The 15,322-nt window shown below is 72.0% G+C and carries 15 protein-coding genes and 2 pseudogenes; 10 read left to right on the plus strand and 7 right to left on the minus strand.

The window, feature by feature from the left end; genetic code table 11:
* Positions 1-185: 185 nt before the first annotated feature.
* The gene (locus tag ABD287_RS13225; RefSeq protein ID WP_344172787.1) at positions 186-548 is read right to left on the minus strand and encodes an STAS domain-containing protein; all 363 of its coding nucleotides are present in this window, start codon (positions 546-548) and stop codon (positions 186-188) included.
* 421 nt (positions 549-969) lie between these two features.
* Between ABD287_RS13225 and ABD287_RS13230 the strand changes: the two genes are divergently transcribed.
* Together ABD287_RS13230 and ABD287_RS13235 are read left to right on the plus strand one after the other, a co-directional pair.
* Positions 970-1,284 carry an AbrB/MazE/SpoVT family DNA-binding domain-containing protein gene (locus tag ABD287_RS13230; RefSeq protein WP_344172789.1) on the plus strand — a complete coding sequence of 105 codons (315 nt, stop codon included), beginning with the start codon at positions 970-972 and terminating at the stop codon, positions 1,282-1,284.
* Positions 1,285-1,575 carry a hypothetical protein gene (locus ABD287_RS13235; RefSeq protein WP_344172791.1) on the plus strand — a complete coding sequence of 97 codons (291 nt, stop codon included), beginning with the start codon at positions 1,285-1,287 and terminating at the stop codon, positions 1,573-1,575.
* 205 nt (positions 1,576-1,780) lie between these two features.
* On the opposite strand, the gene ABD287_RS13240 is transcribed toward ABD287_RS13235, so the two are convergent.
* On the minus strand, positions 1,781-2,710 hold the full coding sequence (locus ABD287_RS13240) for an aminoglycoside phosphotransferase family protein (protein ID WP_344172793.1): 930 nt from the start codon (positions 2,708-2,710) through the stop codon (positions 1,781-1,783).
* A gap of 198 nt (positions 2,711-2,908) precedes the next feature.
* Here ABD287_RS13240 and ABD287_RS13245 point away from each other — a divergent pair, with 198 nt between their 5' ends.
* From ABD287_RS13245 to ABD287_RS13255, 3 genes and pseudogenes are all read left to right on the plus strand, one after another.
* Entirely contained in the window at positions 2,909-3,583 is a 675-nt protein-coding gene (locus ABD287_RS13245) for a response regulator transcription factor (protein ID WP_344172795.1), read from the plus strand.
* A pseudogene (locus tag ABD287_RS13250) lies at positions 3,580-4,932 on the plus strand (sensor histidine kinase); the annotation flags it as partial. The gene ABD287_RS13245 and the pseudogene ABD287_RS13250, both read left to right, overlap by 4 nt.
* A 231-nt stretch (positions 4,933-5,163) precedes the next feature.
* Positions 5,164-5,505: pseudogene (locus tag ABD287_RS13255) on the plus strand (GerMN domain-containing protein); the annotation flags it as partial.
* 7 nt (positions 5,506-5,512) lie between these two features.
* On the opposite strand, the gene ABD287_RS13260 reads toward ABD287_RS13255, so the two are convergent.
* Genes ABD287_RS13260 through ABD287_RS13270 form a run of 3 tightly spaced genes read right to left on the minus strand, consistent with a single transcriptional unit; the run spans position 5,513 to position 8,479 of the window.
* A complete protein-coding gene (locus ABD287_RS13260; RefSeq protein ID WP_344172797.1) occupies positions 5,513-6,382 on the minus strand; it encodes an ABC transporter permease in 870 nt (289 codons plus the stop codon).
* A complete protein-coding gene (locus ABD287_RS13265; protein WP_344172799.1) occupies positions 6,369-7,316 on the minus strand; it encodes an ABC transporter ATP-binding protein in 948 nt (315 codons plus the stop codon). Before ABD287_RS13265 ends, ABD287_RS13260 begins: the two co-directional genes overlap by 14 nt.
* Positions 7,313-8,479, minus strand: coding sequence for a LolA family protein (locus tag ABD287_RS13270; protein WP_344172802.1), 1,167 nt, complete (start codon positions 8,477-8,479; stop codon positions 7,313-7,315). Before ABD287_RS13270 ends, ABD287_RS13265 begins: the two co-directional genes overlap by 4 nt.
* A gap of 103 nt (positions 8,480-8,582) precedes the next feature.
* On the opposite strand from ABD287_RS13270, the gene ABD287_RS13275 reads away from it, so the two are divergent.
* The 3 genes from ABD287_RS13275 to ABD287_RS13285 all read left to right on the plus strand — a co-directional run bounded on the left by ABD287_RS13275 (position 8,583) and on the right by ABD287_RS13285 (position 12,333).
* Positions 8,583-9,257, plus strand: a complete 675-nt coding sequence (locus ABD287_RS13275) for a response regulator transcription factor (protein WP_344172805.1) — start codon at positions 8,583-8,585, stop codon at positions 9,255-9,257.
* 67 nt (positions 9,258-9,324) lie between these two features.
* On the plus strand, positions 9,325-10,650 hold the full coding sequence (locus ABD287_RS13280; RefSeq protein ID WP_344172912.1) for a HAMP domain-containing sensor histidine kinase: 1,326 nt from the start codon (positions 9,325-9,327) through the stop codon (positions 10,648-10,650).
* Between the two features lie 78 nt (positions 10,651-10,728).
* Positions 10,729-12,333 (plus strand): histidine kinase N-terminal 7TM domain-containing diguanylate cyclase, encoded by a 1,605-nt coding sequence (locus ABD287_RS13285; RefSeq protein ID WP_344172807.1) that lies wholly within the window; start codon positions 10,729-10,731, stop codon positions 12,331-12,333.
* A 37-nt stretch (positions 12,334-12,370) separates the two neighbouring features.
* Here ABD287_RS13285 and ABD287_RS13290 read toward each other — a convergent pair whose 3' ends face one another.
* Entirely contained in the window at positions 12,371-12,667 is a 297-nt protein-coding gene (locus ABD287_RS13290; RefSeq protein WP_344172809.1) for a MoaD/ThiS family protein, read from the minus strand.
* A complete protein-coding gene (locus tag ABD287_RS13295; RefSeq protein WP_344172813.1) occupies positions 12,664-13,779 on the minus strand; it encodes a WD40/YVTN/BNR-like repeat-containing protein in 1,116 nt (371 codons plus the stop codon). The genes ABD287_RS13290 and ABD287_RS13295 overlap by 4 nt, the downstream gene beginning before the upstream one ends.
* Positions 13,780-14,136: 357 nt before the next feature.
* Between ABD287_RS13295 and ABD287_RS18560 the strand changes: the two genes are divergently transcribed.
* Together ABD287_RS18560 and ABD287_RS13305 are read left to right on the plus strand one after the other, a co-directional pair.
* Entirely contained in the window at positions 14,137-14,388 is a 252-nt protein-coding gene (locus ABD287_RS18560) for a chorismate mutase (protein WP_425565616.1), read from the plus strand.
* Positions 14,385-15,227, plus strand: coding sequence for a prephenate dehydrogenase (locus ABD287_RS13305; protein WP_344172817.1), 843 nt, complete (start codon positions 14,385-14,387; stop codon positions 15,225-15,227). Before ABD287_RS18560 ends, ABD287_RS13305 begins: the two co-directional genes overlap by 4 nt.
* Positions 15,228-15,322 lie beyond the last annotated feature (95 nt).

The following is a 15,322-nucleotide window of genomic DNA, read 5'->3' on the forward strand; positions in this document are numbered from 1 at the left end:
GCCGGCCCCAGCCCCGGCGCGAACCGCGCCCGGGCGCGCGCCGTTCCCCCTCGCACCGTTCAGTCGCTCTGGGTGGCCTGGGTCCGCCACCGAGCCGCGACCGTCCGCGGTCCCTCCAGGGGGTCGGCGGGACTGACGTGCTCAGCCGGGCGTTGCAGACCCGACGATCGCCTTGCAGGCTCTGCCTACGAGGCGGCCCGGACGACAGAGAGGGTCGCGGCGAGGTCCAGGACGAGATCAGCGCGGGTGAAGGTGAGATTGCGGCGTAGCCGTCCGGACGGGGAGACCAACGTCAGCGAGCCACCGATGCGGCGGATGCGACGGTGGGCGTCCAACAGCACATCGATCGCCGACACGTCCATGACCCGGCACCGACTGACATCGATGAGCAGTTGCCGGGGCCGCATTCGGATCGCCTCGTCGAGTTGGGCGGAGAGACGATCGGCGTCGGCGGCCTTGTAGTCGTCGACGAGCATCAGCTGGATCACCGGGATTGGACCGACCGATTCGACGGTAGGCGCGTCGGGCGGGCGTCCGTTTCCTGTCATGGCACCACCCTCGGCCAGATGTATGGCAGATACCACGCGGAAATATGACGGTTTCCTAACGGGCCGGGTCGCCTCAATCAGGGGGCCGACCGGAGTGCGCCGGAGACCGAACGGACTGTGTCGCCCAGTTGAAGCTGCGCCATAGCTGGGCTCGGGGCGTACCAGCGGCAGGCCGTCGGGTCCCACTTCGCGCCCGGCGCGCTTGGCGTCGTCCCTCTGCGCGAGGGCATGCTCAACCACACCCGGTCCGGTCGGGGGCTGAGGAGGATCGGTACAGGATTCCCGCTAAGCCACCCGTAGCTTTAGCCCAACACAGGGCCAGGGCTTGTCTCGTACGTGTATGAGGAGTATGAGGCAGGTGAGTATGAGATCTCATCCTTGTTGATTGCCATGCAGTAATTCTGCGAGGCATACTTACAGCATGACGACGATGGCTGGGCGTCCCGCCGATGGCGGTCGCCCCCTGTCCGCTCCCCTGCGTGAGCGTGGGGTGCTGACCATCCCGCAGTCGGTGCGTGACCAGCTGCAACTGCGCGCCGGCGACAACCTGCTCATCGACGTGCAGGACGGCCGGATCACGCTGACCCCGGCCGCGCTGGTCGCCCGCGACCAGGCGTGGTTCTGGACGCCCGAGTGGCAGGCCAAGGAGGCCCGGGCCGACGAGGACCTGGCCGCCGGCCGGGTGGTGCGGCACACCAGCGACGCCGACTTCCTCACGTCCCTGGGCGAGGAGTAGGTGCCGACCTGGGACCAACTCAACTGGTTTCGCGACGACTTGAAGAACCTGACCCCACAGCAACGAGAACTGCTGCGCACCGCGGTGGCCAAGTTCGTCGACGACCTACGCCGCGGGCGGTTCCGCGCTGGTCTGCGGGTCAAGCGGGTCCAAGGCAGCCGCGACGTATGGGAGATGACCTGGGCGGCCGACGGGCGATGCACATTCCAGTACGGCGACGAGGTCGTCGACGGCGAACCGCACATCATCTGGCGTCGGGCCGGCACCTACGACATCTTCAACCGGCCGTGAACCGGGAGGCCAACCCGTAGCGCCACGCCTGCTACGTCGACTCGACGCCGTACGTCCGGCACCACGACGCAGGCATCACGTGGGCCGCGGCCGACTCAGTTGAGGCCAGCGACGGGCGCGCCTCGCTCGCTGACGCCGGATAGGTTCGGCGGCCATGGCGACGCCAGCGCTGATACCCGCACCGACGTTGCGCGCCACCAGGGCGTCAGTGGTTTGCGCTATGGCCGGCGTCGATGAGGATCTCGGTAATGACGTGGTGCTGATCGGCGGCCTCGGTCGGGTCGTCCTCGTCGACGGCGCCGGCGAGCAGGATCAGGGCCTTCCATAGTGCCCAGCCGCGGGCACGCGCCCATGTGCCGTCGTCGGCGCCGACTCGGTCGCGGAACTCCGCTCGGCTGCGCCCGGTCAGCATCGTCCAGGCGATCACCAGATCACAGGCGGGGTCGCCGACGCCGCAGGTGCCGAAGTCGATGACGGCGGCGAGCCTGCCGTCGCGGACCAGCAGGTTGCCGACGGCGATGTCGCCGTGCAACCACACCGGTCGGCCGTCCCACGTGGGTTCCAGCGCCGCGTTCAGCACTTCGGTGACCGCGTCGCGGCAGATCCGGTCGCCGAGGGTGTCGATGGCCTGCCGGGCCGCCGGGGCGTAGCGGTCCAGCGGCCCGCCACGGAACCAGTTGTGCAGCCCCGGCCCGGGGCCGCCGGCCGGGTCGACCTGCTGCAACGCCACCAGGAAACCGGCCAGGTCGGCTGCAAACGCGCTCAGGTCGGCAACCATGCCGGGGCGGGCCGGCGCACCGTCGATCCACTCGTAGACCGACCAGTGGAAACGGAAGCAAGCACCGGGTGCGCCGTGTGCGAGCGGCACGGGCACCGGCAGCGGGACCCGGTGGGCGATGACCGGCAGCCAGCGGTGCTCCTTGGCTACGGCCTCGGCGTACTCGGCGGCGGTCGGCAGCCGAATGGACATGGTGTCGCCGAGGTGGAAGGTCTGGTTGTCCCAGCCGCTGGTGGCCACTGGCCGCACCGACAGGCCGGCCCACTGTGGGAACTGGGTGGTGATCAGGCGTCGCGCGACGTCGGCGTCGACGAGGCGGCGGTCGGGCAGGGGCATGGTGTCAGCTTCGGTGGTCACCACACCACTCGATCGGTTCCGGTTCCCGGATGGCAACCGATTTTGGCCACCCAGCGAGGATGACCGATGACGCCGCCGACCTGATTAGCAGGTCCATCGTCCTATAGCCGTTTCCGAGTACTCCGGTCGACCCCGATCACGGTGGGTCATCATCCGCCGGTGTGGGACATCATCCGATGAGTGCGACATCATGCAGTGATGAGCTCAGTGCTGGTGATCGACGATGACGACCGCATCCGTGCCTCGCTCGTCATGGCGCTGGAGGACGAGGGGCATGACCCCCGCGGCGCCGCCACCGCCGAGGAGGGGCTGACGTCACAGCGGCGCACCCCCGCCGACGTGGTCCTGATGGACCTGATGCTGCCTGGGCTCGACGGTTTCGACGCCATCCGCGAGCTTCGCCGCGCCGACGACGTCCCGATCGTCGTGGTGAGCGCCCGCTCCGACACCCACGACATCGTGGCCGCGCTGGAAGCAGGTGCCGACGACTACCTCGTCAAACCGGTGCAGATCAAGGAGCTGTCCGCCCGGTTGCGGGCGCTGCGTCGCCGCGGCCGAGGTCTTTCCCCCGGTGGCCCCGAGATCGCCAGCGGAGACCTGTCGATCCGACCGCTGGCCGGCGAGGTGCTGCGCGCCGGGCAGGCGATCCCACTCACCCGGACCGAGTTCCGGCTCCTGTGCGAGCTGGCCGAGCACCAGGGCCTGGTGTTGTCCCGACAGCAGCTGCTGCACCGCGTGTGGGACTACGAGCACGGCGACGAACGCCTGGTCGACGTCCACATCGGTCGGCTCCGGCAGAAGATCGAGCCCGACCCGTCGTCGCCGAGTCTGCTCGTCACCGTGCGCGGCCTGGGCTACCGGCTCCAACGGTGAGACAGCTCAGCCTGCGTGCGCGGATCCTGGTGGCGTTCTCGGTGGGTGCTCTGGCCAGTTGCGCCAGCATGGCGGTCCTGTCGTTCGAGCTGACCCGACAGATGCAGCTGGCCACCAGGGAGCGCTCCGCCGTGCGGGCCGCCTACCTGGACGCCCGGGTCGTGGGCGCCGGACTGGCCGCGGACCAGGCCGATGTGCTCGAGGTGCTCCGCGAACTCGACACCGGCGCGAACCGGCGGGCGTTGTTGCGCCGGGACGGCCGGTGGTACGCGCGCAGCGTCGACGTGGGCCTCACCGACGCGGTGCCGGCTGGCCTGGCCGCGGAGGTCGCCGCCGGCCGGCCGATGGTGCAGCGGGTGACGATCGCCGGCACGCCGCACGTCGTGACCGGCGTTCCGCTGCCCGGCGGCGACCAGTTCTACGTCGTGGACTCCCTGCGGGAACTCGACGCCACGCTACGACTGCTCTCCTGGATCCTCGTCGCCGTGGCCACCGGCACCACCCTCGCCGGCGCTCTGCTCGGCGCCTACACGGCCCGCAGAGTGGTCCGACCGCTGAGGAGTGTGACCGCCGCCGCCCGCGAGATCGGCGCCGGCGACCTCGACGCCCGTCTGGACCCGAAGGCCGAACCCGACCTCGAAGAGCTGGCCGGCGCGTTCAACCACATGGTCGAGGAACTGGCCCGACGCATGGAGCGGGACCGCCGGTTCGCCGCCGATGTCAGTCACGAGCTGCGCTCGCCCTTGCAGACCCTCACCGCGGCCGTCGACGTGATGGCCAATCGGCGTGACCACCTCGATCCCCGCGCCCGACGGGCACTGGACCTGATCGTGGAAGAGTCGTCGCGCTTCCGGAATCTGGTCACCGACCTGTTGGAACTCGCCCGGGAAGGCGCCGAACCCGAGCTTGAGCCGGTAGACGTGCTTGAACTCGCCCGACGGGCCTGCCGCAACACTGGCGTGGACCCGACGCTGGTCGTGGACCGCACCGACGGGGATGTGGTCTGGTCGCTGGATCGACGCCGCTTCGACCGCGTCCTGGCCAACCTGCTCGACAACGCCCGGCGCTACGGCGGCGGCGCCGTCCTCGTCAGCGTCGGCAGCCAGCCCGGTCGCCGATACGTCGAGGTCGACGACGGAGGGCCGGGAGTAGCCGTCGAGGACCAGGGGCGGATCTTCGAACGCTTCGTCCGGGGACGAACCGCCGGCACCCGTGGCAGCAACGACGGCGTCGGCCTTGGCCTCGCCCTGGCTCTGGCCCACGCGCACGCGCACGGCGGCGACATCACCGTCGAGAACCTGCCCGCCGGCGGCGCCCGGTTCCGGGTCACCCTGCCCAAGCCCGCCCAGGCGGGGCCACGGTCGTCCCTGGCCGCTGTGGCCCCGCTGCTGCTGGTCGGGGTGTTGGTGGGCGCGGTCGCCGGCTGCGGGATCACCGGGGAGGACAACCCGCGTGCGGTCAGCTCGCCGCCTCCGCTGAAGCCGCCCACCGCCGGGGACCAGGCCGACGGCGTGGTCCACAAACGGCTGTACCTGGTCCGTGACGGGCTGTTGACGCCGGTGCTCCGCCCCGCCGTCCGGACAGCCACGCCGGCCGAGCTGATCGGCGACCTCAGCGCCGGTCCCACCGAGCAGGAGGCGGCCGCCGGTTTCACCAGCGCGCTCGCCGGCGCCGATCTGGTCCGATCGGTGCAGGTGCAGGGCAGCGTCGCCGTGGTGGAGCTGGTCGCCCCGGCCGACGTCAACCGGGGCGACGAGACGCTCGCCTACGCCCAGATGGTGCTCACCCTCACCCAACGTCAGGAGATCAGCGGGGTGACGTTCACCGTGGGCGGTGTGCGGATCGCGGTGCCCCGGGCCGACGCGTTGTTGTCCGAGGGGCCGCTGCGGGCGGCCGACTACACCGCCCTGCTGGCGCGGTAGCCGCGCATCAGCTGGTGACGTCGCGCCCGGCGAACCGGGCCCAGGCGGCCGTGACGAAGATCAGCGTGTACGCCCCCGCGGACAGCAGACCGTCCTGTAACGGCTCGGTGGCGACCGGGTCCATCATGAGGCTGCCGAACGCCAGCCAGTGCACGTTGAGCAGGTACGGCTGTAGCCAGTCCAGCTGCGGGATGGTTCCCAGGATGAGGCTGGCGACGTGCACCAGCAGCACCGCGATCGTCGCTCCGATCGGTTGCTCGGTGAGGGTTGACACGAACAGGCCCACCGCGCCCAACGCGACGAGGCACACGGCCAGGTAGGCGCAGACGCCGAGCAGCCGTAGCGCGCCCTCGGCCATCGACACCTGGGCCCCGGACAGCAGGGTCATCTCGCCCCCGCCGAACAGGATCAGTCCAGCGACCACCCCGACGAACGCCACCCATGCCGTCGCCGCGGCGGCGAAGATCGCGATGGCGGCGAACTTGACCGCCAGCATTCTGGTCCGGCCCACCGGCACGACGAGCTGGTAGCGGAGGGTGCCGAGCTGCGCCTCGCCGGCGACGCTGTCGGCGGCGATCGCGGCCACGGCCAGCGGCAGGAAGAGCGGGATCTCGATGGTGAGCGCGGCAAGCGCCACGAACAGTCCGTTCTGGGTGATGCCGCTGAAGAAGTCCGGCCCGTCCGTGGCGGAGGGCGACGCCTTAGCCGCGATGGCGATGATCAGCGGCACGGTCGCCAGCACCGCCATTCCGACCCAGTTGCGTCGTCGGCCGAAGATGAGCCGCAGCTCCGAACGCAGCAGCCGGGTGCTCACCGCCCGAGCCGGCGCCGGCGCCGGTCGTACCGCTGCCGGTCGTGCCGCTTCAGCCACTGACATCGAAGCCCTCTCCTGTCAACTTCACGAACTGCTCCTCAAGGTCGGGTGACTGGACCGCGAAGCCGCGCACCGGCACCTGGTCGGCGACCAACCCGACGACGATCTTCTCGGGCGCGATCGCGCCCGGCAGTCCGGTGGCGCCGGTGGCGTCGTGACTCACCTCGGTCAGTCCCAGCTCCCGCAACACCCGGGCGGCGTCCGCGGGGGCGTCGGTGCACACCCGTACCCGCGGGGTGGCCGCGGCGCGCAACTCCGTCAGCGTGGACTGGGCCACCAGCCGACCCTGGCGCATGATGCCGGCGTGGGTGCAGATCTGCTCGACTTCGCTGAGCAGGTGGGTGGAGAGCAGCACGGTGCGTCCCTCCGCGGCCAGCGACCCGATGAGGTTGCGGACCTCCCGGGTGCCCTGCGGGTCCAGGCCGTTGGTCGGCTCGTCGAGCACCAGCAGGTCGCGCGGGGTGAGCAGCGAGCCGGCCAGCGCCAGCCGCTGCCGCATGCCCAGCGAGTACGCCCGGTACCGCTTGCCAGCGGCGGCGAGCAGACCCACCCGTTCCAAGGCGCCGTCGATCCGTTGGCGCGCGGTGCGCGGATCCGCGGTGCGGTCCCCGGCGTCCAGCCGGGCCAGGTTGGCCCGGCCGGACAGGTACGGGTGGAACGCCGGGCCCTCGACCAGCGCGCCCACCCTGGGGAGCACCGCGGTGAGCCGTTCGGGGGCCGGCTCGCCGAGCAGCTCGTGCCGTCCGGCGGTGGGTTGGATCAGCCCCAGCAGCATCCGGATGGTGGTGGTCTTGCCTGAGCCGTTCGGGCCGAGGAAGCCGTACACGGCCCCTTCGGGGACGCGCAGGTCGACCTGGTCCACGGCGACCTGCTGGCCGAACCGCTTGGTCAGGCCCTGGGATCGGACCGCCAGGCCGTCGGCGGCGGCGTCGGTCACTTCGGGACGCCGGGGCGGACGGTGATCCGGGCCGCCGGCTGACCGGCGGTGGCCGTCAGGGTGTCGGCGTTGACCGCGCCGACGAGCAGCCGTCCATCGTCGGTGAGCAGCGCGCTGAACAGTCGACCGTTAAGCAGGCGGCCCGAGCCCCAGGGCCCGCGGACGGACGGCAGCGCCGCGATCGCGGCCGACAGCGGGGTGCTCTCGGACGCGGCGGCCAGTTCCTCGGCCGGAACCGGAAGCACCAGCACACTCATCCAGCCCTCGCCGACCACCGTCGGCTTGCCGGCGTCCGCCACGGCGCCGGCGGCGGCGCGGTCCGGGACACTGGGGGCGTTGGCCGGCGGCGTCGACGGCTCGGCCCGATCCTCGGTGACCTCGGCCCCGGGCGGCGGCGTGAACCGGAACTGGCTCGCCTCCGGGCGGCTGAAGTTCACCGCGGTGAACGCGGTCTCCAGAGCCGGCTTCGGGGCGCCGGCCGCGAAGACCTGTACCCGCAGCGGCAAGTGGTGCTCACCGTCGATGGCCACCCGGACCTGACCAACCAGGGACCGGCCGTCCCGCGGCCGCAGCACCAGCTCGTACGCGGATCGTCCGGCCACCCGCACCGGCGGCTCCACGGTGACCTCCGTGGTCGGCCCGACCCCGCGCAACGCTAACTCGGCAGCCTCCTGCGGGGAACGCGGCAGGGCCGTCTCCATCGCGGTCCCGGCCTGGGCCGTGTTCGCGGGCAGCGTGCGGTGGGTGGCCTTGTTGGCCCGACTGTCCCAGGTCCACAGGTCCCGGCCGGACCGGATGATGTCAGTCTGTCCGAGCGTGCCGATGACCGACAACCGGGCCGCGTCGGGTCCGGCGTACCAGATCCGCAGGGTATGTGAGCCGGCGGCCAGGCTGAGCAGGCTGGCCGGGTCGGCGCCGGCGGGCTGGCCGCCCAGCCCCGGGACCATCGGCAGGCCCAGGTCCGCCTGGTGGGCGACGGTGCCGGACAGCCCGTCCAGCCTGGCCTGCTGAAGGTCGACCAGCAGCTGGGCGGGGCTGCGCTCGGGAAGCGCCGCGGCCGACGCCGCCAGCGACTCGGTGAGGACGCTGCCGCCGAGCACGACGGTGACCGCGGCGGCCGGCGCCAGCCAGCGCAGCCGGTGGTGTTTGGTGAAGAGGGACATGAGGACTCCTTCGGCTCGACTGCCCCCATCCTGCGCCGGCCCGCCTGAGAGCCGCCTGAGAAGCTGAGTTCCGGTTCAGCGACCGGTGTGTCAGGCTCGCCGCATGCGGTTGCTGTTGGTGGAGGACGAGGCCCGCCTGGCCCACGCGTTGCAGCGGGGCCTACGCGCCGACGGCTTCGCGGTCGATGTCGCGGGCGACGGGCCGGGCGGGTTGGCCCGCGCCCGCGAGGGGGGATATGACGCGATCATCCTTGACGTCATGCTGCCGGGCCTGTCCGGGTACCGGATCGTCAGGTCGTTGCGCCAGGAGCAGAACTGGGTGCCGGTGCTGATGCTCTCGGCCAAGGACGGCGAGCACGACCAGGCCGACGGACTCGACTGCGGCGCCGACGACTACCTGACCAAGCCGTTCTCGTACGTGGTGCTGGTGGCCCGGCTGCGGGCGCTGCTGCGGCGTGGGGCGCCGCGGCGCCCCGTCGTCCTGACGGCCGGCCCGGTGACGTTGGACCCGGGCAGCCGCGCGGTCACCTACGCCGGTGCTCCGGTCGAGCTGACCGGCCGGGAGTTCGACCTGCTGGAGTACCTGATGCGTCGGCCGGACACGGTGCTGACCAAGACCGAGCTGCTCGACCACGTCTGGGACGCCAGCCCGCAGACCGACCCCAACCTGGTCGAGGTGTATGTCGGCTACCTGCGCCGCAAGCTCGACCGCTCCCTCATCGCGACCGTCCGTGGATCGGGGTACCGGCTGGTCAGCGCCGCGTCCGGTGGCGTCTGAGATGACGGCGCCGCGTCTGCGCTGGACGCCCGACCGGCTGCTGCCTCGCGGGTTGCGGGCCCGTCTCATGGTGATCGGCGCCGCCGGCCTCGCGGTCGGCTTCGCCGTGGCCGGTTTCGGTCTGGTCACCGCGCTCGGCGTGGCGTTGCAACGCGCCGCCGACAAGGAGGCGTTGAGCACCGCGCATGATGTCGCCGCGCTGGTCGCCGTCGGCGCGGCGCCGAACCCGCTGCCGGTCGCCGGTGGCCGGTACGTGCAGCTGATCGACGGGGCCGACCGGGTCAGGTCGGCGTCGCTGGGGGCCGACCGGCTCACTCCGTTCGTCACCCCGGACGAGTTGTCCCGGCTCCGCGACGGCGGCCGGCTCGTGGTGGACGGCTCGCGGCTGGCGCTGGTCGGCCCGGTCCGCCTGGTCGGGGCGCCGGCCGGGCCGGATGCCACGGTCGCCGTCGCCACGCCGATGGCGGACATCCGACAGAGCGTCAGCGCGCTCAGCCGGGTGCTGTGGCTGGCGTACCCGGTCATCCTGCTGGCCCTGGCGCTGCTGGCCTGGCGGGTCACCGGCGCGGCGCTGCGGCCGGTCGAGGTGCTGCGCCAAGGCGCCCAACGGATCACCGGCGCCGCCTCCGAGGAGCGGCTGCCGGCGCCGCCGGCCGACGACGAGATCGGCCGGCTGGCGACCACCCTCAACGACATGCTCGACCGGCTCGCCGCGGCCCGCGCCCGGCAGCGGGCGTTCGTGGCGGACGCCGCGCACGAGCTGCGGAGCCCGTTGGCCAGCCTGCGTACGCAGATCGAGGTGGCGGGGCGGCTCGGCGAGCCGGTCCCGTCCGTCGCCGACGACCTGCTGTCCGACGTGGACCGGCTGTCACGGGTGGTCGAGGATCTGCTGCTGCTCGCCCGGGCGGAGGACGGCCCGGCTCGCCCCGACCGGCTGGCCCCCGTCGCGGTACGGCCTCTGGTGACGGCCGCGGCCGACCGACTGGTCGCCCCACGGGTCCCGGTGACCGTGACCGCCGGGCCCGCGCCGACCGTTCCGGGCGACGCCGACGGCCTGGCGCGCGCGCTGGACAACCTGCTGCACAACGCCGTGCGGCACGCCGCCACCCGGGTCGAGTTGTCGATCCGTGAGCTGGCGGACGTGGTCGAGGTGTCGGTGACTGACGACGGCCCCGGCATCCCGGCCGCCGACCGTGAGCGGGCCTTCGACCGGTTCACCCGGTTGGACGAGGCCCGCGCCCGCGACGACGGCGGCTCCGGCCTGGGGCTGGCCATCGTCCGGGAGATCGTGCGGCGGCACGGCGGCGCCGTGAGCCTGCACGAGGCCGGGCCCGGCCTGCGCGCCGTCCTCTGTCTGCCGGCCCTTGCCGACGGCGAAGCCCGCCCCGGCTAGCCTCGAAGCCCGTTCGTCTGACGATTGCGGTGGCACAGCCGGTGAACGAGCGCATGCCGTGCTGGTCGGAGGTGGGCAATGAGCTTGGTGGCGAGCCAGTTCGCGCTTGCGGCCGTCGTAGCCGGCGCAGTGTCGGTCCTCTGCTGGAAGCGACGTCATCTGTCAGTGTCGCTGCGGGTGCTGTCCTTCAACACCGCGGGCATCGTGGCGTATGCGGTCTGCGAGCTGGTCGCGGTGAACTCCCGGGGCCCGGTGGCCGTCCAGTCGTGGAAGCTCGCCACGATTCCGGGGCTGCTGGCGCTGGTCGCCGGCCTGTTCGTGCTGTCGAAGGCGGTGATGGACCGCGGTTGGGCGCCCTCCCGGCGGCTCATCGCCGCATTGTCGGCGATGCCCGTTCTCATCCTGGCGGCGGCGGCGACGAATCCGTGGCACCACCTGTTCTTCGTGTCGGTGCTTCCGGCAGAGCCGGGGTCGATGCCGTTGGTCGAGCCGGGCCCGTTCTTCTGGATCCATGCGGCCTACAACCAGATACTGATCTTCGTCAGCATGTGGGGGATCGCCTGGGCGTGGTGGCGCAGCAAGGGGACGCACCGTCGGATGCTCGGAGCGCTCCTCATCGCCTCGTTGGCGCCGGCCGGCGCGCGGATGTTCTGGTACACCGGCATTCACCCGGTGGACTTCATGGCGCTGGGCTTCACGGTGCTCGCTGTCGTCGCGTACGTCGCCGTCAGTCGACACTGGATCGAACGGATGCCGCTGGCCCACAAACGGGTGTTCGAGAGCGTGAGCGACGCCGTGCTCGTTGTCGACACCGACGGCAGGATCGTGGACCTCAACGAGTCCGCGGTGGAGCTGCGCCGTCGGCTGCTGCCGGGCACGGTCGGCGACCCGGTGGGAACCCCGGTGGGCGAGATGTTGATGGGGCTCACCCCGCGTGACGGCATGGCCTCGGACCGGACCCTTGCCGACGTGTGGGGATCAGGTGTCGATCTGCACGTTCGGGTCCGGGCCATCGCCGACCGGCGCCGGGGCTCCATCGGCTGGACGTTCGTCGCCCGGGACATCACCGAGATGAACCGTCAGCGCCAGGACCTGGAGCAGGCCAACTCGCAGCTACGTGCCCAGTTGGAGACGATCGAGGCGCTGCGGGCCGACCTCGCCGAGCAGGCGATCCGCGATCCGCTGACCGGTCTGCACAATCGGCGTTACCTGATGGATCATCTCGACCGGGTGGTGGTGGGCCTTGTCGGCACCGGGTTGCCTCTCAGCCTGGCGATTCTCGACGTGGATCACTTCAAGAAGGTCAATGACGAGTGCGGTCACGGCGCGGGCGACGCCGTCCTCGTCGAACTGGCCCGTCTACTGGAGGAGGGTCTGGGAGTCGACGACATCGTGGCCCGTCACGGGGGCGAGGAGTTCGTCGTGCTGATGCCGGGCACGCCGCCGGAGGCGGCCCGTCAGCGGATCGACCGGATGCGCCGTCGGATCGCCGGCTCGGCGGTCGAGTGCGACGGGCGGATGTTGTCGGTGACCGTCAGCGCCGGCATCGCCACTGTGGTCGGCGCACCGCACCCGTCCCGGCTGTTCCACGCCGCCGACTCCGCGCTCTACAGCGCGAAGCGGCTGGGACGGAACCGGGTCGAGGTGGCCGGGTACCCCGGTGGCCAGCCGAGCCGGGTCTGACCGCTCCCGGACCCGGCTCGTCAGCGGTCAGAGCGGGTCAGCCGCCTGCCATGGCGCCGATGACCAGGAAAGGCTCCGTTCCGGAGACCACGGCATCGGGCAGCGGCTCGTCGGGCGAGTCGTTCGAGAGGTCCTCCGCGCACGCGTAGAACCGGACGAACGGCCGCCGCTGGCCGGTGTCCCGGCGCCGGATCGTGCCGCCGAGCACCGGATACCGGGCCTCCAGAACGTCGAGAACCCGGCGTTGGGTGACCGGCGCGGCCACCTCCAGCCGCACCTCCCCGCTCACCTTGGCGAGGTTCTTCAGGTGCGCCGGTAGGACGACCCGGATCACGGCAACGCCTGAACTTCCACCGAGAGCACGGCCGGCAGGTCCCGCACGATCGGCGCCCAGGTGTCGCCGCCGTCGGCAGAGCCGTAGACCTGCCCGCCGGTCGTCCCGAAGTAGATCCCGCACGGGTCCAGAGTGTCGACGGCCATCGCGTCGCGCAGGACGTTGACGTAGCAGTGTTCCTGCGGCAGGCCGGCGGTCAGCGGCTCCCACTCGTGGCCGCCGACGCTGCTGCGGTAGACCCGCAGCTTGCCGTCCGGAACGTAGTGCTCGGAGTCGCTCTTGATCGGTACGACGTAGATGGTCTCCGGATCGTGGGCGTGCACCGCGACCGGAAAGCCGAAGTCCGACGGCAGGTTCCCGCTGACCTCGCGCCAGGACTCCCCGGCGTCGTCGGTGCGCATGACGTCCCAGTGCTTCTGCATGAACAACGTCTCGGGCCGGGACGGGTGCATCGCGATCCGGTGCACACAGTGGCCGACCTCGGCGTCCTGGTCGGGGATCTGGCCGGAGCGCAGACCGCGGTTGACCGGTTGCCAGGTCGCGCCGCCGTCGTCGGTGCGGAACACCCCGGCCGCCGAGATCGCGATGTACATCCGCTGCCGGTTCACCGGGTCGAGGATGACCGTGTGCAGACACATCCCGCCCGCCCCCGGCTGCCAGCCCGGAGCGGACTTGTGGGTGCGCAGGCCCGCCAGCTCCTCCCAGCTGTGGCCGCCGTCGGTCGAGCGGAACAGGGCGGCGTCCTCCGCGCCCGCCCACACGGTGTCGGGGTCGTCCGGGGCCGGCTCCAGATGCCAGATCCGTTTGAACTCCCACGGGCGCATCGTGCCGTCGTACCAGAGGTGCTCGCCGACCTCGCCCGCGTAGCCGAAGTCGTTGCCGACCGGGTTCCAGGACCTGCCGCCGTCGTCGGAGCGCTGGATGAGCTGGCCGAACCAGCCGTTGGACTGCGAGGCGTACAGGCGGTCAGGGTCCGCGGGGGAGCCGTTGAGGTGGTAGATCTCCCAGCCGCCGAAGTGTGGTCCGCTGACCTGCCAGTCCCGCCGACCGCCGTCGGCGGTGAGGATGAACGCGCCCTTGCGCGTGCCCACCAACACCCGTACGCCGCTCATGCGCCACCTCGATCCCGGCCTCCGGCCGCTCGCGTTCGTCACGATGCTCTCCGGGCCATCCTTGACCACGCCACCGACACTTCCGGGAGGTTTCGACGAACGCGCCGGTCGCCCGTTGGAGGGGATCTGCCGGTTGCGCGCCGGTGGCTGATGGCGCCACCATGTCCAGGTGACGTCCGTGCAGCGCGCCGCCTGCTTCCCCGGTTATCTCCAGCCGGGTCCGAAGCCGGTGGTCGACGTCTGACAGCAGATCGCGCCACACCCGGCCCCGGGCTCGTCGAGCCTGGGGCCTCTCTTCGTCAGCGTCCCGCGCTCGACTCCCGGTTTGGCCGCCAGCCACCACCGAGGGAGACAGCCATGCACGATCAACCCCAGGACATCGACGAGCTGCGCGGCCGGATCGACCGCATCGACCGCACCCTGCTCGACCTCTGGCACGAACGCAGCGGACTGTCCCGCAAGATCGGCGAGGCGCGCGTCGCCAGCGGCGGAACCCGCCTCGTGCTCTCGCGTGAACAGCAGGTCCTCGCCCGGTTCAAATCCAGCCTCGGCGACGACGGCGTGGCCCTGGCGCTGCTGCTCCTGCGCGCCGGGCGGGGACCGTTGTGAGCCTGCGGATCGCCGTGGTCGGCGCCGGTCTCATCGGCGGCGCGATCGCCCTGCGCCTGCGTGACCGGGGCGCCGCGGCGCGCGTCTGGGACCGCGACCGCGCGACCCGGACGGCGGTCGCCGCGGCCGGCCTCGCCTGCGGGCACGACCTGGCGGACACCGTGGCCACCGCCGACATCGTCGTCCTCGCCGTCCCGCTGCCCGCCCTTCCCGACCTGCTGGACGAGGTGATGGCGTTGGCGCGCCCCGACGCGGTCGTCACCGACGTCGGCAGCGCCAAGACCGCGGTCACCGCCCGGGCCCGGGATCGGCGCTACGAGCGGTTCGTGGCCGGTCACCCGATGGCCGGCGGACCCCGTGCCGGGTTCGACCCCGAGGCGGCCTCGCTTCTCGTCGGGGCGGCCTGGGCGCTCGATGACGACAGCGCCGACCCGGCAGCGTACCGGCGCGTCGCGGATCTGCTCGCCCGGCACTTCGACGCCCGGATCGTCCCGGTCTCCGCCGGGCGCCACGACGCCGCGGTCGCTCTCGTCTCCCACCTGCCGCACCTGCTCGCCGCCGTCCTCGCCAACACCGCCGCCCCGGACCAGATCGCTCAGCTGCTCGCGGCCGGCAGCTACCGGCGGGCCACCGCGTCGGCGGCCTCGGCTCCATGCCGCAGCGCCGCGATGGTGTGGGAGAACCGCGACGCCGTACGGGCGGCGTTACGGGCCTTCGCGGCTGCTCTCGCCGACGCGGACCTGGCGCTTCAGGCGCCCGACGACGCCGCCATCTGCGCCGTGTTCGCCAGCGCCCACGCCGCGCTGACCGCCAGTCCGGCTTCCGCCCGTCTCGGGTGAGTGGCCGCGGCCCGTTCGAGCGCCGGACGTTCGCTGGGCGGCTGAGGCCCGCGCGCCAACCAGGGTAGATCGCGGGCTCGGTACCAGACCCAGGT

The organism is Pilimelia columellifera subsp. columellifera, assembly GCF_039532605.1.
Taxonomy (GTDB): Bacteria; Actinomycetota; Actinomycetes; order Mycobacteriales; family Micromonosporaceae; genus Pilimelia; species Pilimelia columellifera.

Bases quoted from the DNA above. Each gene is read 5' to 3' on its own strand.
- ABD287_RS13225 (WP_344172787.1), bottom strand. From the start codon at position 548: ATGACAGGAAACGGACGCCCGCCCGACGCGCCTACCGTCGAATCGGTC.
- ABD287_RS13230 (WP_344172789.1), top strand. From the start codon at position 970: ATGACGACGATGGCTGGGCGTCCCGCCGATGGCGGTCGCCCCCTGTCC.
- ABD287_RS13245 (WP_344172795.1), top strand. From the start codon at position 2,909: ATGAGCTCAGTGCTGGTGATCGACGATGACGACCGCATCCGTGCCTCG.
- ABD287_RS13260 (WP_344172797.1), bottom strand. From the start codon at position 6,382: ATGTCAGTGGCTGAAGCGGCACGACCGGCAGCGGTACGACCGGCGCCG.
- ABD287_RS13270 (WP_344172802.1), bottom strand. From the start codon at position 8,479: ATGTCCCTCTTCACCAAACACCACCGGCTGCGCTGGCTGGCGCCGGCC.
- ABD287_RS13275 (WP_344172805.1), top strand. From the start codon at position 8,583: ATGCGGTTGCTGTTGGTGGAGGACGAGGCCCGCCTGGCCCACGCGTTG.
- ABD287_RS13280 (WP_344172912.1), top strand. From the start codon at position 9,325: ATGGTGATCGGCGCCGCCGGCCTCGCGGTCGGCTTCGCCGTGGCCGGT.
- ABD287_RS13285 (WP_344172807.1), top strand. From the start codon at position 10,729: ATGAGCTTGGTGGCGAGCCAGTTCGCGCTTGCGGCCGTCGTAGCCGGC.
- ABD287_RS13295 (WP_344172813.1), bottom strand. From the start codon at position 13,779: ATGAGCGGCGTACGGGTGTTGGTGGGCACGCGCAAGGGCGCGTTCATC.
- ABD287_RS18560 (WP_425565616.1), top strand. From the start codon at position 14,137: ATGCACGATCAACCCCAGGACATCGACGAGCTGCGCGGCCGGATCGAC.